The sequence below is a fragment of the Pseudobutyrivibrio ruminis AD2017 genome (assembly GCF_000424305.1).
GTDB lineage: Bacteria > Bacillota > Clostridia > Lachnospirales > Lachnospiraceae > Pseudobutyrivibrio > Pseudobutyrivibrio ruminis_B.
Window position 1 is genome coordinate 1 of the sequence record NZ_AUJQ01000009.1, and the last position, 25,647, is coordinate 25,647.

The 25,647-nt window shown below is 36.8% G+C and carries 19 protein-coding genes, 1 rRNA gene and 1 other RNA gene; 2 read left to right on the top strand and 19 right to left on the bottom strand.

Annotated features, from left to right (window positions below; translation table 11 throughout):
• From G611_RS0107580 to tadA, 10 genes are all read right to left on the bottom strand, one after another.
• Positions 1-183 (bottom strand): 16S ribosomal RNA (locus tag G611_RS0107580); the annotation flags it as partial.
• Positions 184-529: 346 nt separating this feature from the next.
• Positions 530-1,201 carry a CvpA family protein gene (locus tag G611_RS0107585; protein WP_028243108.1) on the bottom strand — a complete coding sequence of 224 codons (672 nt, stop codon included), beginning with the start codon at positions 1,199-1,201 and terminating at the stop codon, positions 530-532.
• Between the two features lie 7 nt (positions 1,202-1,208).
• Positions 1,209-2,435: a DUF5711 family protein gene (locus tag G611_RS0107590; protein WP_028243109.1), complete on the bottom strand. Its 1,227-nt coding sequence runs from the start codon at positions 2,433-2,435 to the stop codon at positions 1,209-1,211.
• Positions 2,436-2,489: 54 nt separating this feature from the next.
• Positions 2,490-4,388, bottom strand: a complete 1,899-nt coding sequence (gene glgB / locus G611_RS0107595; RefSeq protein ID WP_028243110.1) for a 1,4-alpha-glucan branching protein GlgB — start codon at positions 4,386-4,388, stop codon at positions 2,490-2,492.
• 22 nt (positions 4,389-4,410) lie between these two features.
• Positions 4,411-7,005, bottom strand: a complete 2,595-nt coding sequence (locus G611_RS0107600) for a tetratricopeptide repeat protein (protein ID WP_028243111.1) — start codon at positions 7,003-7,005, stop codon at positions 4,411-4,413.
• 102 nt (positions 7,006-7,107) lie between these two features.
• Positions 7,108-8,424, bottom strand: a complete 1,317-nt coding sequence (locus G611_RS14300; protein WP_051195156.1) for an AI-2E family transporter — start codon at positions 8,422-8,424, stop codon at positions 7,108-7,110.
• 16 nt (positions 8,425-8,440) lie between these two features.
• Positions 8,441-10,726: a hydratase gene (locus tag G611_RS0107610; RefSeq protein ID WP_028243112.1), complete on the bottom strand. Its 2,286-nt coding sequence runs from the start codon at positions 10,724-10,726 to the stop codon at positions 8,441-8,443.
• A gap of 14 nt (positions 10,727-10,740) precedes the next feature.
• Positions 10,741-11,505: a hypothetical protein gene (locus tag G611_RS0107615; protein WP_028243113.1), complete on the bottom strand. Its 765-nt coding sequence runs from the start codon at positions 11,503-11,505 to the stop codon at positions 10,741-10,743.
• Positions 11,506-11,531: 26 nt separating this feature from the next.
• An RNA gene (gene ffs / locus G611_RS15610) (signal recognition particle sRNA large type) lies at positions 11,532-11,763 on the bottom strand.
• Between the two features lie 16 nt (positions 11,764-11,779).
• A complete protein-coding gene (tadA, locus tag G611_RS0107620) occupies positions 11,780-12,229 on the bottom strand; it encodes a tRNA adenosine(34) deaminase TadA (protein ID WP_036948705.1) in 450 nt (149 codons plus the stop codon).
• A 200-nt stretch (positions 12,230-12,429) separates the two neighbouring features.
• Here tadA and G611_RS0107625 point away from each other — a divergent pair, with 200 nt between their 5' ends.
• Complete coding sequence (locus G611_RS0107625; RefSeq protein ID WP_028243115.1) at positions 12,430-13,125, top strand: anaerobic ribonucleoside-triphosphate reductase activating protein; 696 nt, start codon at positions 12,430-12,432, stop codon at positions 13,123-13,125.
• Between the two features lie 24 nt (positions 13,126-13,149).
• Positions 13,150-13,701 (top strand): GNAT family N-acetyltransferase, encoded by a 552-nt coding sequence (locus G611_RS0107630; RefSeq protein WP_028243116.1) that lies wholly within the window; start codon positions 13,150-13,152, stop codon positions 13,699-13,701.
• Here the strand turns inward: G611_RS0107630 and G611_RS14305 are convergent, their stop codons facing one another.
• From G611_RS14305 to G611_RS0107675, 9 genes are read right to left on the bottom strand one after another with little or no spacing between them, the layout of a single operon-like run.
• A complete protein-coding gene (locus G611_RS14305) occupies positions 13,702-14,991 on the bottom strand; it encodes an alpha-amylase family glycosyl hydrolase (RefSeq protein WP_051195158.1) in 1,290 nt (429 codons plus the stop codon). It lies immediately after the preceding gene.
• Between the two features lie 52 nt (positions 14,992-15,043).
• Positions 15,044-17,224 (bottom strand): YhgE/Pip domain-containing protein, encoded by a 2,181-nt coding sequence (locus tag G611_RS0107640; protein ID WP_028243117.1) that lies wholly within the window; start codon positions 17,222-17,224, stop codon positions 15,044-15,046.
• On the bottom strand, positions 17,221-17,661 hold the full coding sequence (locus G611_RS0107645; protein ID WP_028243118.1) for a hypothetical protein: 441 nt from the start codon (positions 17,659-17,661) through the stop codon (positions 17,221-17,223). The genes G611_RS0107640 and G611_RS0107645 overlap by 4 nt, the downstream gene beginning before the upstream one ends.
• A gap of 11 nt (positions 17,662-17,672) precedes the next feature.
• Positions 17,673-19,901, bottom strand: a complete 2,229-nt coding sequence (locus G611_RS0107650) for a YhgE/Pip domain-containing protein (protein WP_028243119.1) — start codon at positions 19,899-19,901, stop codon at positions 17,673-17,675.
• Positions 19,902-19,915: 14 nt separating this feature from the next.
• A complete protein-coding gene (locus tag G611_RS0107655) occupies positions 19,916-21,529 on the bottom strand; it encodes a tetratricopeptide repeat-containing diguanylate cyclase (protein ID WP_028243120.1) in 1,614 nt (537 codons plus the stop codon).
• Positions 21,530-21,556: 27 nt separating this feature from the next.
• Entirely contained in the window at positions 21,557-22,411 is an 855-nt protein-coding gene (gene rsmA / locus G611_RS0107660; protein ID WP_028243121.1) for a 16S rRNA (adenine(1518)-N(6)/adenine(1519)-N(6))-dimethyltransferase RsmA, read from the bottom strand.
• Positions 22,412-22,421: 10 nt separating this feature from the next.
• Positions 22,422-23,204, bottom strand: coding sequence for a TatD family hydrolase (locus G611_RS0107665; protein WP_028243122.1), 783 nt, complete (start codon positions 23,202-23,204; stop codon positions 22,422-22,424).
• A 1-nt stretch (position 23,205) separates the two neighbouring features.
• A complete protein-coding gene (metG, locus tag G611_RS0107670; protein WP_028243123.1) occupies positions 23,206-25,179 on the bottom strand; it encodes a methionine--tRNA ligase in 1,974 nt (657 codons plus the stop codon).
• A gap of 9 nt (positions 25,180-25,188) precedes the next feature.
• Positions 25,189-25,545 (bottom strand): zinc ribbon domain-containing protein, encoded by a 357-nt coding sequence (locus G611_RS0107675; RefSeq protein ID WP_028243124.1) that lies wholly within the window; start codon positions 25,543-25,545, stop codon positions 25,189-25,191.
• Between the last annotated feature and the right edge of the window lie 102 nt (positions 25,546-25,647).

Below are 25,647 nucleotides of genomic sequence, written 5' to 3' on the forward strand. Positions count from 1 at the left end.
AGCAGTCGTTTCCAACTGTTGTCCCCCTGTACAAGGCAGGTTACCCACGCGTTACTCACCCGTCCGCCACTCAGTCAACAAATCGTCACCCCGAAGGGATCGTGATAAGTTGCTTCGTTCGACTTGCATGTGTTAAGCACGCCGCCAGCGTTCATCCTGAGCCAGGATCAAACTCTCATGTTAAAAAGTTTAATTCCGAATCAGTATAAAACTGACTTGTTTACTATAAAGGTTTCGTTTCATTAAGAAACTAAATGAATTTCAAGGATACATGTTTTAAAAACTTGTATTAATTCAAGGTTTGTTTCACTGTTCAGTTATCAATCTTCTCTTTGTTGTTGCCCTTAGCAGCAACTCGTTTATAGTATCACGATTGAAGCTTTTTGTCAACAACTTTTTTGATTTATTTTTCAAATCTTTTCTGATGAATCATTTGATTTCATCAGGTGTTCTGCACTTGCGGAACGAATAGTATATTATCATCCCATCCCCACAAAGTCAACAGGTTTTTTTAAATTAATTAATGTCTTTATATTCCGATAATTCTTTCAATTATGTTGTTTTGATAAATAAAATACAACATCTGGTCATTTTCTATATTTCCTATAATAAATGTGCCAAAAGCAGATGCTGGGAAACAGTCTGCTATAAACATAATAAGCCATATAAATAGAATACCCTCGGCAAATCCTGCTAACATTCCAAGCAATCTATTAACATCTCTTACTCCAGGAACAAAGCCTATTAACTTAATAAGCTTATCTAATAGAAATATAACGATTACCCCTGCAGCAAAACAGGCTATAGTTGATATACCTTTTATAGCTGCACTAGTCAGCTCTTGCGAAATGACATTTATTGTGGCATCTATAGAGCTTTGAACTGATTCTTCTACTTTGTCTTTAATTGCTGGTGGCACTATGCCCATTATACTGTCTTCACCAGTTCCTGCTTCCTTCTCTTCTGATGCATTATACCTTTCATGTAGGTGAGTGTTTAAATTATCCTGAAATACTGTTGTTAATTCGGTATTAGTTGATAAGTACCCGGATAGGTATTCAGATCCAAAATTCACCATACAAATTAAGAATATCCATGCAAGCAAGCCAAACACTATTCGAAGCATTCCACGAGTAGCGCCTCTAATAATGCATATCAACATAAGTATTGCAAATGTAATGAGTAAATAATTAATTTCCATATGGCCTCTATTTCAAATATATTTCCTCTGTTTTATCTTTTTGTATAATGTAATATCTTTTAGCTGCTGTAGTTGGAATTACATCATATACAGTCTCGTCAAAAGTATAGCTAAACTTCTCTATTCCCTGAAGATTAAATAAGGCTACATCATTTTCGTTTCTTAATAAAACCATATCATTTTCTAACAAAGATACATCCTCGTAGCTATTATCAATTTCCCTTGATACACATTTAAATCCATAGAGATTATAGACGTTTAATACATTTATAACTTCCCCTGAATCCTGTGCCTTTTCACATATATATCCAAAATGGGTGTCATTATAGAATATACTTTTCATTTGATCACCCACTGATATGTCCTTTGCAACTGTCGCCTTAAAATTGTTATTGAATACTATAATTTTAGAATCTGCGAAGGCGATGGCCTTATCGTTTTTAACAAAATCTACTTTTGGTATAAAAGATCCTATGTATTGATAAGAAGCTGCTATATTATCCTGTTCTTTCTTTCCAGCACTTGTGAAATCATAAAATACCAGCTCTGAAGATATATCACCATCATCAACATTTATGATTGAAAGCAATAGTCTAGTAGCATCTGATGATAATGCCATTGAAACAGGAAAGCCCTTGTTTTCTGGATGAATTTCTCCTGATACTAGAAGTGAACCCTTTTTATCATACATCTGGATATAACTTACGGCATTTTCCTGTAGCAGAATGGCCACTGTTCCTTGTGATGCCACCTTTGCCTCTATTACAGGTGTTGTTGTTCCAATTGTTTTCACAAAACCCTTGGATGAGAAAATATCTACTTCAGTTCCCTTTTTATCGTATACGACTATATAATCCTTACATATATCGATACATGGGTTGGTCATATCGTATGTATAATTCCATATTAATGTCCCATCGAACTGAGTATAAAAGATGCCATCAGCGCTATATTTTATCAAGTTGTTGTTATAGCTTATATAGTGACTCTCTGCCGAATCTTTTCGTTCCCAAGTCTTTTCTACTTCATAATCATCAAAAGTAGAAATCGTCCTGATTACCATAATAGAAACAACTACTATCAAAAGAATCACAAGCAAAAATAAATACCTCTTTTTAGGTGGGGTATAGTCATCATCAATCTTTGCTGCAACCTTTGGAATCTCTTTTGATTCATTTTGGTCCGAATCTTCTTTTTTATTTTCAGGTAATTTTATGATTTTGAATTCTTCCATATTTTATTGCCTTATCTAAAAAATAATGGGCTGCATATACAGCCCATAAATTGTTTAATATACAAATACTGCTACCTGATATGGAGCTACAGGAAAAGCGATCGAGTATTCTCTTCCATCACATTCTTCCTTGATAGGTGTATAGGAATCTTTTATTTTGCCACCCTCACCACCAAACATCTCCTTCTCGCTATCTAATAGGAGCTTGCATTTTTTATTTTCTGGAACTCCTACCTTGTAATCATCATATCTCATAGGAGTCATATTGATAACAAACAAAAGACTGTTTTTTCCATTTTTAGCCTTACGTACAAAGCTAAAGATGCTTCTGTAATTATCATTAGCGTTAATCCACTCGAAGCCAGCCCAGGAAACATCCTGTTCATACATTGCTGGATAATTTCTGTAAATAGTAAGAAGCTCTTTGAACATCCTTGATACATGTCTATGGTTAGGATTATCTAAAACATACCAATCAAGTTCTCTAGCTTCGCTCCATTCTGTACCCTGTGCAAAGTCTTGGCCCATGAACAAAAGCTTCTTTCCAGGATGTCCCATCATGAAAGCATATCCTGCCATTAGATTCTTATATTTATCAATCTCTAATCCTGGCATTTTAGCTAACATAGAGCCTTTTAAATGAACTACTTCGTCGTGGCTAAGAACAAGTATATATCGTTCTGCTTCATTGTAGCTCATTGCAAATGTCATTCTATTGTGATTATCTTTTCTGAAGTATGGATCAAGCTTCATGTAATCTATGAAATCATGCATCCACCCCATATTCCATTTATATGAAAAATTTAGACCACCATTTTCAACATCACCTGTAATCTTTGGCCAAGCGGTTGATTCCTCGGCAATCATTATTGCACCAGGATTGCGGCCACGAATTAAGGTGTTAATGTGCTTGAAGAATTCGATTGCTTCAAGATTTTCATTTCCACCATGCTCATTTGGAATCCACTGTCCTGGCTTTTTCCCGTAGTCTAAATATAGCATAGATGCTACTGCATCTACTCTTAAACCGTCAATATGATATTGTTCAACCCATTGTAATGCGCTACCAATGAGGAAGTTTTTAACCTCTGGCTTGCCGTAGTTGAATATTTTTGTACCCCAATCAGGGTGCTCGCCTTTTCTAGGGTCAGCGTACTCATACAAAGCCTGACCATCAAAATCGGCTAAGCCATGCGCATCCTTTGGAAAATGAGCTGGCACCCAATCAAGGATAACGCCGATTCCGTTTTTATGAAGATAATTGATAAGGTACATGAAATCGTCTGGTGTACCGTATCTTGATGTTGGAGCATAATATCCTGTTACCTGATATCCCCATGAACCATCAAATGGATATTCTGCTATTCCCATAAGTTCAACGTGGGTATAACCCATATCAAGCACATATTCTGTTACACTATGCGCAAATTCTTTATAGCTGTAAAAACCATCATTTTCTGGTCTTGGATGGCGCTTCCAAGAACCAGGGTGTACTTCGTATATGGCAAGTGGCTGTTCCCAAAAATTCTTTGTAGCCCTTCTCTGCTTCATCCATGTTTGATCTGTCCACTTAAATTTAGTGTTGTCGTAAATACGTGATGCTGTGCCTGGACGAAGCTCTGCGTAAGTTGCATATGGGTCAGCCTTATAAAGCTTTCTTCCGTCATTGGTATAGATTAGATATTTGTAAAGCTGGCCTTCTTTTGCTTCAGGGATGAATGTTTCAAATACTCCCTGCTCGGCTGGCTCTACTCTGTGCATGAAATTATGATTTTCATCCCAATCATTGAACTCACCGATTACTGCAACACTGCTGGCATGAGGCGCCCAAACATCGAAATAATAACCGGTCTCTTTACCCTGCTTGCCTTTGTGAGCACCTAGCTTTTTATAAATATCGTAATGGGTTCCCTGTCCAAACAGGTACCCATCTAAATCTGTAAAATTGCTCATATACTACTATCCCCTTTATTATTTATTTATCAAAATCCTTCTCTTTTAGAATGATATTGCCGTTTTTATCATATTTTGGCTTATTAAAGAATCCACCCCTTGTAGATTTTTCAATTGCATCATCCATTATTTCTGCCACTTCTTTAATAGTTGTAATGTGATCATATCTACCAATCAAATTAATTCTATTGTAAAGTGCAAGGATTCCCATATCATCAATTGTGCAACCTGCTTCTAATGCATATGTCTTTGCAAATGAAACAAGTTCATCAATAGAAAATACTGGTATAACAATCTTCTCTGTAAATCTTCTAGCGAAAGAACCGTCCTTCATAAGAGCTTTGTCTACACCCTTTTTATTATCCTCGATAATAATAATAGTTCCTGTACTGTCTGATTCCATTAACAGAGACAATGTAACTGCTGTTTCCTTAGAAATGCCACCTGCTGATTCAATAATGAGGCAGCCTCCCTGAATTTTTGAATAAAGTCTTTGTATATCCTTCTCGTTAAGCTTCTCTCCGGAAATCTTTCCAATACCACCCTTTGGATTTCCTGTTTTATTTTGGAGAACCTTAATAATGCTAGTGGCCATCTGAGTTTTGCCAGAGCCCTGCTCACCAACAATAACAATGCTTCCACCGTTACCGTTTGGATTTGCTAAATGTTCTGCAGCACCCTCTATAGCCTTTTTGATGCTTGCTTTCATACCATTTATTGGTAAGAAATAAGAGAAAATTGCCAAATCTTCATCATCTATGCCAAGAGTTGATTCCTCCTCTGGCTGTTCAACAGGCTCTTCTGGCTGGATATCATCGATTTCTTCTACCACCTCAAGATTTTCCATGTTATTTGCCATAACTTCATCAAGAATATCTTGTGGTAGTTCAATTGGTGGTAACTCGATATCATCATAAACGTAGGTGTTTTCACCTTCCTCGGTAATTTCTACCTGCTCGAGAACTTCTTCAGCTTCTTCCTGTGGTTCTTCTATAGCTACAGGCTCAACTGGTTTTGGCTCATCAATTGTTAATCTATCGATTTCCTTTTGTAAAATGCTGTTAACGTCAGCAATCATCTGAGATGCTTCTGTAAAATCAACATCATCTTCCTTTTCAGGCTCTTGTGTATTAAGTGTTGGTGGTTCCCAACTTGGAGTAATGTTCTTTGCTTCTTCTGCGGCACGCATAACACTAGTAGCTGCAACAGCACCTGCAGCGGAAACGGCTGCTTCCTCAGCTGAAATCACTGGGATATCAATTAATCCTTCCTGCATTCCATCCATTGAAAGCTTAGGAATAGAAAAACCTGTATGCTCAGCTGGTTTTTCAACTACATCTTCCTGTACTTTCTCTTCAACCTGCTCTTGTACCACAGGTTCCTCAACTGTAGTTTCTGATGCTTCAACAGATAAGTACTCTTCCTTTAGCAATTCCTGAGATGTCATGCCTGCATCTAGCTTAGACATGGCGCCTTCTAATCTGTTAAGAACATTGTTAGCTTCTCGGAGAGCTCTTGCTCGTGCGCTTTCAAGCTCTTTAGTTTTAGCGTCTTCCATGGCTGCTTCTGCGGCACGCTTTGTCTTTTCCCACTCAGCTAAAACATCTTCTATTGTCATTTGGCCTTCAACCTGCTGCTCAGTTTCCTTGCTTTCATCTGCAAGCTTAAGACTAATCTGTCCATCATATTCCTCTTCAAGGTACTGCTGGAATGTATCATTAACGGAGAATGTATCCTTTTCGTCGGTATCTACATCTTCTTCATTTGTTACCTTGAGATATGGTATTTCCTCTACTAGATTCTTGATAGTATCCATGTTTTCAGAGACTTCTCCAGCATCTGTAGCCTTCATTATCTCATCTATACTCTTCTTAATTTCTGCCTGAAGATTAATTGTATCAAAACGCTCTGGTCCATCTGGAAGTGGTATAGCCTTCACATTAGGAACTAGGCTGCTAGAATCTGCAACTGTTGTTGGCGTGATTTCTGTAATACCGTCCTTTTTTTGGCGCAACGAACGATACTTATCCTCTTGAGATTTATCAAGAGGCTGATAGAGCATCTTTAGCTCAAGTGCTCTTTCTACAACTGGTCCATCACCAAACCATAGGATTATTTCGTCACAAAGAGCTATACATTTATCAGCTTGATTTGTCTTGTGATAAAGATAGGCAAGCTCATAAGCCCACTCCTCTATAAAGTCATTATCCTTAAGCTGTTCAAGGATTTTGATAAGAGTGGCTGTATCTGCTCCCTTTGCAACATTAATGTTGTATTTGAGAATGTATTTGAGACTGTCGTGAGGTGCTATTTGAACAAATTCGTTATAGTATTCCTGAGCCTCATCGATTTCCTTTAGTTTTATTGATATCATACATAGCTTGTATAATATCATTCTACCTATAGGTGAGCGCTCATGAGCAAGAAGAAGTAAATCTCTGGCTTCCTCAACTTTTCCAGCAGCTTCGTATGATTCACTTCCTGCTATTAGATCGTTTATATTATGTATTTTTCGCCAATTGATGCTGTCAGCTACGTTTAGGGCATCAGCGAATTTATTTTTTGATACGAGATTTTTCATCTCTTCGATTCTAGTACGATACTCCATTTTTTCCACAGAATTATTCTCCACAATTACATACTTATAGTCATAAAAATTCTAACATACGTTAGTTGTAAAATCAAAAAACCAGGAGAAAAAATCCTGGCTTTTTGAAAATTATTTTTTCGTTATATTCTTTTGAATTAAATGCTTCTTAGTTTTCTTTTTTTCTGCCTTTGGTTGATGTTTTACTAGAGTATTATTTTCCAAATCTATATAATCCATCAAAATATATTCAGATGTCGTGGTTGGTAAATTTCGTTTTTCTACCAAATAATCCGATAGTCGACTGATTATGTAGTAAATAATAGCAACTATAGGAACTGCCACAATCATTCCGCCAATTCCAAAGAATCCAGCACCTACAACTACTGCAAACACAACCCAAAATGATGATATACCCGTTGAATCTCCAAGAATCTTTGGACCAATCAGGTTTCCATCAATCTGCTGTAGGATAAGGATAAATATCAAGAAATATATACCCTTCATTGGTTCTGTTAAGAAAATAATTATTACAGTTGGAACCGCTCCGATATATGGGCCGAAAACTGGAATAATATTTGTTACGCCAACTATAACTGAAACAAGCACTGGATATGGCATTGTCATCATCAAACATCCTATGTAGCATATTGCTCCAATGATAATGGAGTCAATTATTTTCCCAATGATAAATCCGTAGAAGATTTCTCCTGATTTTCTACTGATTTCTAGGATTATGTTTGAATATTTAGGTTTGAATATACCGCATACAAGCTTTTTCGCCTGAGCCTTAAATGTTTCTTTTGATATCAAAACATATACGGATACAAACATACCAATGATGATATTAACGAAAAATTTGCCTACCGACAAAACGCTACTTGTAACCATGGACATCATATCAGACTGGTCGTAGTCGATGTATTTGTTAAGTAAATCAAGTCCTTGATTAACCATATCACCGATTTTATTGTCTTTTGCCTTCATGAGGACATCTTCATAATGTCCCTTTGTGATTACATTACACCAATCTAGAACCCCTGCTATTTGTTCTTCGATATGATTCGCCAGGTATATAATTGTGTTTATCAGATTTGGCACAATAGAACCTATAATAAAGGCCACTAATCCAACAAACACAATTAGTGCGAAGATTGATGATAAGGTTCTATTTCCTTTATTTGCCACTTCCTCAGATTTGCAAAATTTTAAAAACAGCCTTTTCAGTCTTTTTTCGATAAATCCCATTATAGGGTTCATCAAAAATGCCATTATAAAACCTATTAAGATTGGCTGAATGACCGCAATAACATGATTTAATGCCGCAGATACACTTCTGCCATTTCTAAGCAAAAAGTAAAACATAATAACTACACAGGCTGCTATAACGTAGCCCCACAGTTTTCTTCTAAAGGCTTTTTGCTCCATTTTTTCAGTTTCTTCTGGCATATTCTCCTCCTTGGGATTATCTTCTATTGTAGTTAATCAGACATCCCTTTAGTATAATCTCTCGCTCGTCATCTGTAAGCTCTCCAAGGGTCATGGTAAACTCCTGTAACCCTTCTTCTCTTACAACATACGCCTTTATTGTGTCAGCCTTGTTAACAACTGCATCCTTAATTCCAGGAATAAATAAATAATCCAGATTTTTGAAAGGAAGCTTTCCCTCAGGAATAACAAATGGGAGCATTCCCCAATTTATAAGGTTTGAACGATATCTCTTGGTTGCATATTCGTTAGCAATATTTGCCCAGCCACCTAATACTTTCTGGCATGATGCAGCCTGCTCTCTTGCAGAACCATCACCTGGCTTCACTGCAAAGATTGTGCTTCCAACACCAAAATTATCATGGTTTACATCTGGATATGTTTCCTTTACCTTATGAACAATCTTCTTAAGCTCAGGTACAGCATCACCTGCACATTCTCCTGCCTCTAAGGCTTTTTGCGCTTTCTGAATGTTCTTTGCGCGGCCTACGTATTCAGGGTCCTTACGAGATAATGTAAATTCTGCAAGGCCAAGTGGGTTAGAACGATATGATGATGTTTCCCCTGATGGGATTAACTCATCTGTTGTTGTTACTGGGTCGTGAATTTCAGATACTACCTGAAGGAATAAATTCTCTGGTAGTGGGCTCATCTTAGGCCAATCCTTGATGTTTGGACCAAAATGAATCTCTGTATCAGGCTCTGCAACTCCCTTAGAATCAAATACACGGTTTGCATAGATTCTGCCATCGAAATGATATTTAGGCTTGCTGAAATCAACGTCAATATCTGTTGCTGCCGTAAGATAGCCCTTATTTGCTGCTGTTGCTGCAATAGAACGAGCATCCATAAGTGCAACTGATGCAATCTGGCCATTCTGAAGCTTAGACCCCTCTCTGTTAGGGAAGTTTCTAGTAGAATGACGGATTGAAAATCCATTGTTTGATGGTGTGTCTCCTGCGCCAAAACATGGACCGCAAAATGCAGTTTTAACGATGGCACCTGTCTCCATAAGGTCTGCTACAGCGCCATTTTTAACTAATTCCATGTATATAGGTGTTGATGCTGGGTAAACTGATAATGTAAATTCGTCTGGGCCGATACTTGAGCCTCTTAGTATATCTGCAGCGTCGCAGATATTCTCAAATCCACCGCCTGCACAGCCTGCGATAATACCCTGATCTACGTATAATTTACCGTTTCTTACTTTATCCTTTAATGAGAATTCAACCTGTCCATCAAGAGAAACCTTGGCTCTCTTCTCACAATCATCAAGGATATCCATGAGATTTGCGTTTAATTCTTCGATTGTGTATGTATTGCTTGGGTGAAATGGCATTGCAATCATAGGCTTGATTTCATCAAGATTGATTTCAATCATTCCATCGTAATATGCTATTTCACCTGGCTCTAACTTTTTGTATTCTTCCTTGCGGCCGTGAATTTCATAGAATTCTTCAGTCTTGTTATCTGTTGTCCAGATTGAGCTTAAACATGTTGTTTCTGTAGTCATTACATCTACGCCAATTCTGAAATCCATAGATAGATTAGCTACACCTGGTCCAACAAATTCCATGACCTTATTCTTTACATAGCCCTTATCAAATACTTCGCCGATAATAGCAAGTGCAACGTCCTGAGGACCTACACCCTTTCTTGGTGTGCCAGTCATATAAACTGCGATAACACCTGGCATGCTGATATCATAAGTCTGATTTAAAAGCTGCTTAACAAGCTCTGGTCCACCTTCTCCCATGGCCATAGTACCAAGGGCACCGTATCTTGTGTGGGAATCAGAACCAAGAAGCATCTTGCCTGCGCCAGCCATCATTTCACGAGCAAACTGATGAATGACAGCCTGATGTGGTGGAACGTAAATTCCACCGTATTTCTTTGCACATGTAAGTCCAAACATGTGGTCATCTTCGTTAATTGTTCCACCAACTGCGCATAATGAGTTATGGCAATTAGTTAAACAGTAAGGAATAGGAAATTTTTCAAGGCCTGAAGCCCTTGCAGTCTGAATAATACCTACGTATGTGATATCATGACTAATCAACTTATCAAACTTAATCTGTAGGTGATCCATGCTACCGGAAACATTGTGATTAGCTAAAATACCATACGCCATCGTTTCCTTGTGTGCCAAATCTTTAGTTACATCTTTTCCTGTTGTAGCCTTAATTCGTGTGATTGCCTCTGGGCCATCCTCCACAATCTGACTACCGCCTACTAGGTACACTCCATTGTTGTAAAGCTTCATCCTTTATTCTCCTTTTAGTGTTTTAATCCAAAAAGTCCTGATAGACCTTTTTTTGCCGCCTTCTTTCCTTCTGAAGATTCCTCTTCCTCCTGCCATTTAAAGTATTCAGCATCTAAGTCCTCTGAGGATATAGTGCTTTCTTCATTTATTCCATCTGCTGGCTGTTCCAAATCATCATCAATTGCTATACCAGCCTTTGCAAAATAATCTTTGTCAATTCGGATTTCTGGTGCTGCATATTTAGGTGCATCATCAAATTCCTCTGTAGTTCCTTCTGCTTTTTCCTTACGGATTCGCATGTTTTCTTCGTCAATTAAGCGTAAATACTTCTGTGTATCTATCAAATCATTAAGATGACTCTTTAGCTCTAGCTGATTTGTTTTTACTAGCTTTGTCTCTTCTTTTATCTTTTTAGTAGCTTCTTCGTATATCTTTGTGATAGAATCCTGGGACTCTCTAATAATATCCTGTATTGAATCCAACGCATTATCAGTGTACATGAGGGATGCCGCATAGATATCCTCAGCCTTTCTTGTGGCCTCAAATACAATATCATCACCCTGCTTTTGCATCTCACGATTTGCCTTGTCACGGCTTTTAACTGTGAGTTCGTGTTCCTCCATCATGTCATACATGCACTCGTTTAATTCTTTTAAAAGGTCCATCATGGCATTTTTGTCCACGATAACATTTTTCGCACTACCTTCATAAGGCTGAGCCTTAGAAAATAATACATGCATATCTCTCAATACTCGTTCTGTTCTGTCTTGTGCTCCCATACTCTAATCCCTTTTTATTTATATATAAAAATACCGAGCTACACTTAGATATCATTTGGTAGCCGCTCTGTGGGACTCCCTCCAGGCGACCCCGCGTCAGATGAACGGTCCTACTTAGTGCTGCTGCATTCCTGCCCTGACACGATTCGTAGGTGTCCATTACGCAGGACCCAAAGATCAGCATCCTACAAAGCGACCGCCAAATGATATCATATATTGCTCGGAGTCCTTATTTTATGATAACAAGGACTCCTTTGTCAATAAGCTACTGTTATTACATTACCTGATTTTTCTGTTCTCTCAGCTCTTCGAAGAACTTTGTCATCATTTCTTTACATCTGTCTTCCATAATTCCTCGTTCAACCTCGCACTGATGATTGAACTGTTGCATCTGAAGAATGTTGATGATAGAGCCTGCGCATCCAGCCTTTGGATTCATTGCTCCTACAACAACCTTTGGAATTCTCGCTTGAACAATGGCACCTGCACACATTTGACATGGCTCAAGTGTTACATACAATGTACAATCCTCTAATCGCCAGTCACCTGTTTTCTTACATGCCTCGGAAATGGCTGCAATTTCTGCATGTGCTAATACGCTTTTATCAGTATTTCTACGATTATAACCTCTTGCAATGATTTTATCATCCTGAACAATTACACAACCGATAGGTACTTCATTTATATCATAGGCGCGTTTTGCTTCTTTTAAGGCCTGCTCCATGTATTTCTCATAAATCTTGAGATTGCGCTTTTCTTCTTTTTCGATAAGCTTAGCTTCTCGTTTCTCTTGGCGCTCCTCTTTAGATAACATAGATTTTCACCTCCTACTTTGCTATACTTTTATATGGAAATATGTATTATTTCCCATTTTTTTGCTATTTTATTTATATCACTTTTACATACAAAAGGAAAGAAAGGCTTATGCTTGTACTAGGTTTACAGAAAACAACTCTATTAGATTATCCTGGTAAGGTTGCCTCCACGATTTTTACAGGAGGATGCAACTTTAGATGCCCTTTTTGTCACAATAGAGACCTTGTTTTTCCACCAGCTGATGCTTTTTCTTTTAGCGAAGAAGAGATTCTCAATCATCTAATTGCCAAGAAAAAAGTCTTAGATGGGGTTTGCATTACTGGAGGAGAGCCTACTTTACATAAAGATTTGCCTGATTTTATTAAGCAAATCAAGGACCTAGGGTTATTGGTAAAGCTGGATTCTAACGGTACAAACCCTAAGATGCTTGAGTATCTCATTCAAAACAAGCTTGTTGACTATATTGCAATGGATATCAAGAATTGCCAAGAAAAATACAATGATATTGCCTGCATGATAAATTTTGATATCTCACCTATATTAGATTCTGTGAACCTATTGAAAGAGGGCATGGTATCCTATGAATTTCGTACTACAATCATGAAAGAATGCCATACCAAAGAAGACATGCTTTCAATAGCCAAATGGCTAGAAGGTGCAAGTGCATATTATCTTCAAAGCTATAAAGAAAGTGAACAGGTGATTAATCCTATATTTTCTAGTCACGACCTTGATACCTTGCAAGAATTTGTTAATATCATAAAACCGTACATCCCTAACACAAATATTAGAGGTGTTGATTAAAATCTATCTAAATTAGGGGAATATATGATGAAATTCGAAATTCAAACAGAGCGACTTATACTTAAAGTTCTTGGACCTGAAGCAGCACCAATGGTCTTAAGCTTTTACCAACGTAACAGAGATATTTTCGAGAAATATGAGCCCGTTATAGGAGATGACTTCTATACACTGGCACATCAAAAGAAAATCCTAGATTTTGAGCATAAGAATATTCTAAAGCTTATTATGATTCGTTACTGGATATTTGATAAAAATAATCCAACCGAAATCATCGGTACCGTAAGCTATAGAAATATCATACGCCCAATCTACCAAAGTTGTACGATAGGTTACAAAATGGATAGAAATCATATGAATATGGGATACTGCAGCGAGGCAATACGAACAACCATACCTGTTATAGCTAATGAGTTAGGTATTCATCGTTTCGAGGCATTGATTCTACCAGATAATGAACCATCTATTCATATGGTTGAAAAACTTGGCTTCAAATACGAAGGCATCCTCCGTGATAAAATTATAATCAACGGAAAACGCCTTGATCATTGCATGTATGCTTATTTAGCTGATAACTGATTATTTAATGATTTTACTGCCGTGTGGCTCTAATTCTATATCATAGTGTTCACCACGGTAGTCAAAGCTTAAATTCTTCTTATCAGCTGTATTATTTAATGCTACTATAACGTATTCATCATTATAGACTCTGGCAAAAACTAAGGTTTCATTTCTTACCTGAACCTCATCATAGAATCCCATCTTTAGCGGATTCGATGTTTTTCTTATTTCAGAAAGAGTTTTGATATGGTCAACTAAATCTGGATTTTCCATTTTGTTAACATCAATCTCTGGTCTTAAAGCATAATCACCATCTCCAGAATTTTTATTTCCCTCAATGGCAAACTCACTTCCGTAATAGATTGATGGGATTCCTGGCATTGTGAATAGAAGAGTGTAGGTTGGATAAATATTTTCCTTATCGTTTAACAATGTTGCAATCCTATTTACATCATGATTATCAACAAAGTTATATAAATATTTTCCACTGTAAATGCCACCTTGGCCCCATTGACGCTTCATGGCGTAATTTATTTCAAAGTAATTATGGTCGTTGTGACTTGAATAAATACCCTTCCAGCACTCGTAATTAGTAACTGCATCAAGCATTTCATCATTCACATAGATATTGTAATCTCCATGGATTATTTCGCCCATGAGCCAAAAGGTTGATTTTTTCTGCTCAGTATACGCTTTAAGTCTTTTGAAAAAGCCTCTTTCAATACAATCTGCAGCATCTAAGCGAAGACCATCTATATCAAATTCATCTATCCACATCCCAACAGCATTGAGTATGTGGTTATCAACATCTTCACACCAATGATTAACTTTTACCAACTCTTCAGCATTAGCCCAGCATTCATATGACAATCCATCATTATGCCAATTGTTTCCACCGAAATTTAATCCGGCAATCCAATCCTTATAAGGTGAATTCTCGCGATTCTTTAAAACATCCATGAAAGCTATATGGCCACGGCCTACATGGTTGAATACACCATCGCACACAACCTTTATATCATTGTCATGACAGGCTTTTACCACCTTTTTAAAATCATCATTATCTCCAAGGCGGCTATCTATTTTGTAGTAATCTACAGTGTCATAGCCATGGGTGCTTGACTCCATAATAGGCCCCAAATATAGCGCATTTACGCCTATTTTCTTTAGGTGAGGTATCATATCTATAAGCTTGAGTATTCTATGGCCTTTGGTTTTTTCTCCCTGATTTTCCCTTGGGCAGCCAAACGCACCAAGTGGATAGATGTGATAAAAAACTGATTCTTTAACCCATTCAATATTTCGCATAAAAACCTCCAATCCCATATACAACAAAAAGGCAGGTTTCCCTGCCTTTATTTTAAATGAGAATGCCAGAATTTTCCTTACTGTTCTCAATTTTTTCATTAATTAATTTAAATGGATAGTATAAAGCTACTCCCACAAATATAGCTATAAGTCCGTAAATTACTAGTGTTAGCATACAATTTCTGTATGTATCCTGATAGAATCCTGCTATACATTCTCTTAATGCATTCATCGAATACTTAAATGGCATAAACTTATATAAAACCTGGAATACCTTAGGTAAAACCTCTATAGGGAATGTTCCACCCGCACCAGCTACCTGGATAACCATAAGTATTACTGATAATGCTTCACCTATATTTCCAAAGGAATAGGTGAAAGAGTATAAGAGTAGTGAATATATCAGAGATGTCCATGCACAAGCCAACCAGAAGTAGAATGGATGCTCACACTGAATTCCAACAAACAAAAATGCACCCATTACAGTAATGATTGTCTGAATTTGGCCAATGACAAATGTCACGAAAAATCTACCAAAGAAACACTGCCAGTTCTTTAAATTTCTCATACCAGTAGTATCTTTTACAGGTGTTTTCAGGATAGTAGACATAATAAGTGCACCTACCCAAATTGAAAGCACTATATAAAATGGGGCAGTCATTGAACCGTTATTCTCTACAGGATAAATATATTCATCCGATACTTCCACTGGACTGCTTATAAATTCTGATAATAAATCAGGGTCTGTCTGTAGAAGAGTAACAAACTTTTGGTATGCCTCATTGTCTCCAATACCCTTAATATCTGCAATAAGAGCAGCAAGCTGGCGTTCCATGTCTATTGCTTCATTGCGTGATTTTACCAATGAATCCTTAGACTGGTCCATAAGTATTGAATAGTTATTTAAACTATCTACTACAAGGTTTATGCTAGTAGCATTGTAATTTAATAATTTTTCAATCTCAGCAACTGATTTAGATGCTGAATCCATTGTTTTTTGTTCTAATGGCACTACTGTATCAAAATAATTATCTCTTACATATTTTGTTTCGTTAATACATGAAGCAACATCATTTATAAGCTTTGTCTTAGCGTTGTTAAATAAATCATCACCCTGCTTTGATGCTTCTTCGACTATTTTGACATCATCATTGATTTCTTTAATCTTAACGTCTAAGTTATCTGCTAAAGTATGAATAGCATTGTTAATATCCTGATTTGGTACATTTACTTTATTAAGCATGTAATAGTAGGTACCAACAGTATCCTTTGTACCCCATTTAGCAGTAAAATCATTTACTGTTTTTACTAAATCATCTATGTTAGCTTGACTATCAATTGTAATACCACTTGCTTTAGCGTTGATTAGATTAAAAGCACCATCAACTGTATCAAGACTATTGCTAGCCTCTAAAAGCTTATCATCAGCTATATTTTTTATTTTTTGTAAATCCTGTTTTCCAGAAATTGCATCCTTTTGGGCAGTATTTGCCATTTCCTCAGCCAATTTAGTGATAGATTTAGCACTATCAGTAATAGCTCCGCCCGCCTCTGAAATACTTTCTGTTGAGTCCATAAGCGCAATATAGGAATCTAAAAGAGCAATAACTCCTTTCATATCGGAATCTAATCTTTCAAGCTTTGCAATTCCTTGTCCTGTTATGTTTCCCTCTTCATCAAGAGTTGCAAAATATTCGCCACCTTTTAGCAATGCCTCCGCAACCGTACTTACAAAAGCATGGTCAACCTCACGCTCAATTGTCGTTTTTACTTTAGCTGTAATCTTTGGAGCGATAGCATTTTTCTTTTCGTTTTCATAGTAGGTGATAACTGGGTTTTCTATATCTCCACTAAGAAAGCTTATCATGTTATCACTAAATTCTTCATCGATTACAAGGGCAGCGTAGTAATCACCAGAATAAACCCCTGCTACAGCCTCTTGGGCTGTATCAGTAAATACCCAGCCGATTGTAGTGTTTTCTTTGAGATTGCTGATGATTATGTCGCCAACATTTAATTCAATATTGCCAATTACAATTCCTTGGTCCGAAGATGCTACGGCAACCTGAAGATTTGTAGTTGCGCTAGCCCCATAAGGGTCCCAGTTGGAAAGAATATTAAACCATGCATACAATGATGGAATAACTGTTAAGCCTATAATTACCACCATTGCCACTACATTAGTTGATAATCTTTTTATATCTGAGGCAATTATTTTTATGATATTTTTCATTTCTTAAGCTTGCCTCCCATAGTACGTATATCAGTTTTTATTTCCTTTTTAAGTCCTTCACTAAAATCCTTGATGTCTTTTTTAACTTCTTTACGGGCATTATTGATTTCATTCATACCTTGAACTACTTCATTTCCAATCAATGCCTGTGCTTCAGCTTCTTTTTCCATAATTCCTAACTCCTGAAGCTGTTCTTGAAGCTTAAAATCCATATATTCAATGTATAACAAATAAAATGCTATACCAAACAGCGAAACTATCCATAAAACCAAGAATACCAGCTTAGAACGATCTGACACAAAGCTTATTATCAAGAAAACCAGTGGTAATAAAATATTAACCTTCAATCCAACTTTTATTTTCTTTTGGTTTTTCAGATGTACCTGCTGTTGCAATTCTAAGAATTTTTCGTAAACTATTTCCTTTTCTTTGCCCATATCACGGTCTCCTACATCATTTCAGTATCTTCCATTCTTTCTTCCATGTAGTGATTAATTGGCTCAAATGGAATTCTTATGAGAAGTCCAATTATTAATGAAACGACCATAAATACTACAAGTGTACCTAAATACTTAAGGTAATCAAGCTTATACATTCCACATAAGCATTCTCGAATAGCATTGATTGCATATGGGAATGGGAAGAAGATATATACTTTCTTAAAGAATTCTGGAAGTAACTCAATTGGATAGGTTCCAGAGCTTCCTGCAATTTGAATAACAACTAAAACTACTGCCAAAGCCTTTCCTGCGTCTCCCCAGGTTACTACAAGTGAATAAATCAATATAGTAAATGTAGTAGCTATAAATGATCCTGCCACAAAGAATAAAAGAGGATGAACGCACTGCACATGTAGGAGGTATATGTCTCCTGAGACAATGATTATTGACTGAAGCTGTCCTAATACCCAATAAAGCGCATATCTACCAAAATATAGCTGTCTTTCGGACGCATCAGGATATTTTGATTTATCTGGCTTTACCTTAATTATAGCTGTAAGAATTAAGGCTCCAACCCAAAATGCTAATGTTGAATAGAATGGAGCAACAGCAGAGCCATAATTTTCTATTGGATAAACTGCTTCAGTAACAACATTTACTGGTGTAGAGAAGAACTTTCCGTATACCTCAGGATCTCCTGATAAAGCATTTACCAGAACCTGAAGCTTTTCACTTTCACTGGCTTGTTCCACCTCATTTATTACATCTATCAATCTACCATTTACATAGACAATAGCTTCATTTGTCTTTTGAATACTTGTGTTTGCACAATCTACACTATTATCAATAGCGTTAAACATAACAACTAAATTGCCAAATGTTTCTCCCACATTGTTAAGAAGAGAATTAGTATTTCCAAGCATCCCTGTTAATGAGTTTAATCCGCTATTTATTTTATTATTCAAATCACCAGTTACGATGTTTTCAACCTTTATCGCACTGTCTTTGGAGTTTGAAATTTCTTGATTAACTTTGTCTTCACCCTGATTAACAAGGGCGGCTACATCTATCTGCTCTATAGCTTCTTTTTTCTTTTGAGCTTCAGCTACCTTGTTTTCACTATTTGCAATTGTTGAATCAATATTTTCAAGGTCTGATATTACTTTATCTAAGTCCTTGGTATCTCGGCCCACAAATTTTGAAAAGTTTTGTATCTGCTTAAGGGGCGGAAGAACAGAGTCTTTTATTTCGTCGATTTTATCTTTACCGATTTCATCTGGCAAACTATAAATCATTATCTCTATTTCTGACGCTGTAACTGCTGCCTTTTTAAGTGCATCTGCCTTTTGCTCTACGTTATCCGCTACGGCCGCAACATCTAAGTAGTTGTTCATTTGACCAGCCTTAGCGTTTATTATATCTATTACATCTTTAACATCTTTTGAATATGTATTAACTGTTGTCGCAGTCTGTGCTGAAACTGCCTGCGAATTTTTGACCGCATCTGCACTTACTTTAGCCTGATTTTCGATATTTTTTGCATCCTGCTTAGCTACTGCCAGTGCAGACTGAAGCTTAGCATCATTATCAAGAATAGTAGTAAAAGCATTCTGATATGTTGTTAAATCAGCACTAAGTGTTTTGAGCTTATCAATAACTCTATCAACGCCACCTTGCTCCTGTAATTCATCTGAAAAATTAGAAGCATTAGAAAAAACCTCACTTACAACTACCTCTGTAAATGCTACATTGATATTGTTTTGAAGGCTTTGTACTACTGTATCAGATATTTTTGTTGCAACTGGATTTTTCTTTTGATTCTCATAGAAATGTAGGATAGGACGATCCACTTCTTCTGTAAGAACGTTGTACATGTTGTATGTAAAATCTTCATCAATCACAACTGCTGCGTAATATTCACCACTATAAACGCCATCAGTGGCTTCTTTTTCTGAATCTACAAATTGCCAGTCTACAGCTGTATTCTCATGAAGATTTTCAATTATGGTATCACCCTGATTATGATATTCACCGTTTTCGTCTGTAAATCCCTTATCCAGTGATACAGCTGCAAACTTTAATGCACCTGTATTTCCATAGGGATCCCAGTTAGAATAAATATTAAACCACGCATATAATGCTGGCAAAAAACATATTCCTATTACAATTACTAAGGCAAAGAAATTCTTTGCTAATCCTACAACATCATCAACAAAAATCTTTTTAACAGTTTTCATTAAACTTCTTTCCTTTATTTTTTAGCCTCATCTGCATTGCAGATTTTTATTGCATTTCTACTTTCTTGCTTAACCTCATATAGCATTTTGTCCGCCTGTTGAAGATATGAAAACATTGTATCCCCACTAGTTGGCATACCATAACATATCCCCTGAGAAATAGTAACTCTATTGTCTGTCAAAGAGAATAGATGTTCAATCTTAGCTTCATAAACCAAGTCTCTCAATTCATTAGCTTTGGCTTCCACCATTTCATAGGTTAAACCTTCATAAATAATCACAAATTCGTCGCCACCATATCGTGCGGCAAAAATATTATCATCAGCTGAAAGCTTTAATAGTACGTTAGCAATGCATTTAATACAATCATCACCGGACTGATGGCCATAATTGTCATTAAACTGTTTAAAGAAATCTATGTCTAATATTTCAACAGCAATGCTGGTCTTTGTAGCCAAAGTCTTCTTAAAGACATCCTCACTATATTCATTAAGCTTCAGTCTATTATACATTCCTGTTAGCGGATCTGTCTCTGAACGTTTTTGCAAGAATGTATTCTTCTCCTCGACTTTTCGGTTGATTTGTGTAAGCTCCATATACGAATTACGCATAACGACCATGTTGCTAACCATCAGTCGATTCTCACGTTCCATAAATTCTGATAACTCAAAATATAAAACAGACGATATTTTATATTCCTCTATCTGTTTTACTTTACGATAATATCTGATTTTAAGAGTTAAAAGCTTACGTTCAAGATTTTTGATTGATGTATGCTTTGTCAAATCATCCAGTATAGTATATGCTGCAAAAAAATCATCATACTTTTCTATAGATAAAAGCATATGAAGATAGTCATAAAAATCATCAAATACATCCAATATAGGCATACTTGTACTGGCGTTTTTATTAACCATATCAATCCAATAATCCCTTGCCTCGTTTTCACCTATAGCCCTATGTACTCTGGCAAAGAAACAATAGATTACGATTTTATCCATTTCCTGTAAAAATGGTATACAGTCTAATCTTAATCGCTTTTCAACCTCAAGATAATTATCCTGCATATCTAATTTTAGATAAGCTCTACCCATTCCAAGTAGGGTAGCAGTCATGTTTTCTATATAATTATCAATATCCGTATGCTCCAACAAATAACGATGGGCAATCTCTGTATGTGAAATAGATTTTTGATATTCTTCGATATTTAGATATAAAGAGCCTAAATTCATGTGAATCATCCACTCAATATCAGGAAGTGAATAATCCTCACATATACTGATGGCTTTGATATAGTAATCAAGAGCAAATGGAGCATTTCCTCGGTTTAGAGAAACAATGCCAAGCATATTGTTAGCCATTGCAACGTATCCCCATTCCTTTACATGCTCCATTGGGCCCATGCAAGAAAGCATATGAGAATAAAAATTAGATGCATCATTTAATAGATAGTAGGTTTCACCCATAGAAAAATAGGCATAACCAATGAGCGCATCATCTTTTATGTTTTTTCCAATTTCGAGCAGTTTATCACATGCCTTTATAACTGCTCCTGGATTTTTTCCCCTATTTAGTTGAATGTCTCCAATCAATAATTGAATTTCTCTGTTATATCCTAGAACATTCATTTCCCATAAACTCCCCAATCACCTTTTTTAATACTCTTTTAAAATATTGGTTAAGGTTGCAAAATCTTGTAAAGATAATGCTTCTCCCCTGACAGTTGGACTAAAACCTGCCTTTTCAATAGCCTCAGCTATTTGTTCCTTTGAAAAATGTAAACCGTTGCTTAATCCATTTTGAAGAGTCTTTCTTCTTTGATTGAAGGATGCTCTAATAATCTGGAATAGTAGCTTTTCATCACATTTAACTGGTGGATTATTATGGCACTTAAGTGTAATTACCGTACTAGTAACCTTTGGCTGTGGCATAAAACAGCTTGGTGGTGCATCACAAACAATCTGTGGATTTGAATAGTACTGAACTGCAAGTGAGAGAGCACCGTACTCCTTTGAGCCTGGGCCTTCCTGCATTCTGTCAGCCACTTCCTTTTGAATCATTATTGTGATTGATTCAAGTGGAACATGACTTTCAAATAATCCCATAATAATTGGTGTTGTAATGTAATAAGGCAAATTAGCAACAACCTTTATTGGCTTTCCGCCATTTTTTTCTTCAGCTAGCTTCTTAATATCAACCTTTAAGATATCCTGATTGATTACTGACCAGTTCTTATATGATGAGAGAGTATCATCCAAAATTGGAATCAGTGTTTTATCGATTTCTACAGCAACAACTTCCCTTGCTTCCTCGCAAAGGCGCTGTGTCATTGTTCCTATTCCAGGACCTATTTCTAAAACAAAATCATCTTTAGTAATTCCTGCTGCGTCAATAATATTATCAAGAATATTTCCATCTATTAAGAAGTTTTGTCCATATTTCTTTTGAAATGAGAATCCATGAGCCTCTAAGACAGCTCTTGTATAGGTTGGATTGCTTAAATATGCCATTTTATATTCCTTATCTATTTGCTTTTTTATATATGTTTAACGCGTTTTGGTAGGTAACCTTTTCTACCTCTTCAACGCTGATATTCTTTATTTCTGCTATTTTTTCAGCAACATGACTTAAAAAGATAGAAGAGTTACGCTCACCTCTGTGAGGTACAGGCGCCATGTATGGACAGTCTGTCTCAAGAACAATGCTTTCAAGTGGAATAGCTTCAACTGTTTCCACCAGCTTTTTAGCATTTTTGAAGGTGACAACACCTCCTACACCTATATACCAGCCCATCTTTACATATTCCATTGCAATTTCTTTAGAATATGAATAACAATGGACAATACCTTTTACATGCCTATTATTATACTGCCTAATTGTGTTTAAAGTGTCTTCTGCCGCGTCTCTCGAATGGATTATAACAGGCATTTCTAATTCCTTTGCCAAATCCATTTGTTTATTAAACCATATACGCTGTTTTTTGCGCTGTTCTTCTTCCTTAACCCAATAGTAATCCAATCCTATTTCACCAATTGCTACCACCTTTTCATGGCTGGCATTTTGGCGAAGATATTCCATTACTTCATCGTTTATTTCATCGATCTCCTCTGGATGAATTCCTATTGCTGCATAAACATCATCATACTTTTCAGCTAAGGCTATACTTTCCTTACAACCTTTGAAAGTAGCTCCGACATTTACAACTTTTCCTATATTGTTTTCTCTTAATAAATGAGAAAGAAGTTCGACTCTATCAGCGTCGAACTTCTCATCATCATAATGAGCATGAGTCTCAAAAATCATACTAGCAAATCTCCGCACCTGATGGCATTGGCTTTTCAGGTGTCATAAGTGATAAATTACCTTCTGCATCCTCTGCGCAAAGAAGCATTCCTTCTGATAATACGCCTGCAAGCTTAGCTGGCTTAAGGTTAACAAGAACCATTACCTTCTTACCAACCATCTCCTCAGGAGAATAGTGCTTGATGATACCAGATACAATCTGCTTTGTCTGAGAACCTATCTTAACCTGTGAGCAAAGGAGCTTCTTAGAGCCCTTTACTGCCTCACATGAAACTACCTTACCAACCTGGAACTGAAGCTTCATAAAATCATCAAATGTAATCTCTGGCTTAGCCTCGATATCGATGCCTTCCTCATCATCCTCGTCCTTAGCTTCTGGCTGTGCTGGATGAAGCTCAGCAACCTTAGCCATAACCTCATCGAGATCAAGACGAGCGAAAAGAATCTCTGGCTTATCAGTAACCTTTCCACCATTTGTATAGTGACCAAATGTAGAAAGCTCATCATATGCGATTTCCTTAGCGCCAAGCTGTGCTAATACCTTTTCAGATGTCTCAGGCATGAAAGACTTGAGAAGAGTAGCACCGATTGAGATACCCTCTACTAAGTTGTAAAGAACAGTAGCAAGTCTATCCTGCTTAGCTTCATCCTTTGCAAGTGCCCAAGGCATTGTCTCGTCAATGTACTTATTACATCTCTTGAATAAGTTAAATACCTCTGTGATTGCATCAGCTACACGTAAATCTGCCATCTTTTTCTCAACAGCAGTAACAGTAGAAGTACATACAGCCTTAAGATCTGCATCTACATCCTCAGCAACACCCTTGTCCTCAACAACGCCACCGAAGTACTTGTTGCTCATAGAAACTGTTCTGTTAACAAGGTTACCAAGTGTGTTTGCAAGATCAGAGTTAACACGCTCAACCATAAGTGGCCATGAAATAGCACCATCATTTTCGAATGGCATTTCATGTAATACGAAATATCTAACAGCATCTACACCGAAGAAGTCAACGAGTTCATCAGCATAAATAACATTTCCCTTTGACTTTGACATCTTGTCATCGCCACCATCAGCAGACTTTGTAAGAAGCCATGGATGACCAAATACCTGCTTTGGAAGCGGAAGATCAAGTGCCATTAAGAAAATTGGCCAGTAAATTGTATGGAAACGAATAATATCTTTACCAATAAGGTGAAGATCCGCTGGCCATAAAGCCTTGAATCTATCAGAAGATTCTCCATCGCAATCATAACCAATACCAGTGATATAGTTTGTAAGGGCATCAAGCCATACATATACTACATGCTTTGGATCAAAATCTACTGGAATACCCCATGTAAATGATGTACGTGATACACAAAGATCCTGAAGTCCTGGTAGAAGGAAGTTGTTCATCATTTCGTTCTTACGTGATACAGGCTGAATAAATTCAGGATGTGTGTTGATGTAATCGATAAGCTTATCAGCGTATTTGCTCATCTTGAAGAAGTATGCTTCTTCCTTAGCTGGCTGAACCTCACGACCACAGTCTGGGCACTTGCCATCTACAAGCTGTGACTCTGTCCAGAATGACTCACATGGAGTACAGTAAAGTCCTTCGTATGAGCTCTTATAGATATCACCCTTATCATAAAGCTTTTTGAAAATCTTCTTAACCTGCTTCTCGTGATCTTCATCTGTTGTTCGGATGAATTTATCATAAGATGTGTTCATTAAATCCCAAATATTTCTAACCTGACCTGAAACATTATCAACAAATTCCTTTGGTGTAATGCCTGCTTCAGCGGCCTTAAGCTCTATTTTCTGACCATGTTCATCTGTACCTGTCTGGAAGAATACATCATATCCCTCTTGACGACGAAAACGTGCGATTGCATCTGCAAGAACGATTTCATAAGTATTTCCAATATGTGGCTTACCTGATGTGTAAGCGATTGCTGTAGTAATGTAATAATTGCCTTTGTTACCCATTTTTAACTCCTACTCTTCAAAAATATCATCTATTTTCTCTCCACAAGCACTGCAGTACCTAGAGCCATTCTTAACTAATGCACCGCACTTAGGACAAGCCTTTCCCCCTTTAAGTGCCATAATGTCATTGTTAATTTCTTGCAGACGAAGCTCGCAAGCCTTGATTTCTTTTATTTCTTCACGGTCCTCATCTTTTTGCTCTTCGTAATACTTTCTTCCAAGCTTTTCATATAGTTTGGTAAGTTCGTTTTCTTTGACCTTTTTATCGTACTGAAGCTTGGTCATATCACCAGCATTCTGTGCCATTTTTCCAAGGTCTTTCGTTGTATTTGCAATGCTATCTGAAAGTTCATCTAAAAGTCCCATAAATATCTACCTCCCTTTAGCCGAAAAATCCCCTCTAAACCTTTTGATTTTAACACAATAATAGCTTTTTTACCACTTTTTCCACAAAGAGGTTTCGTTTTC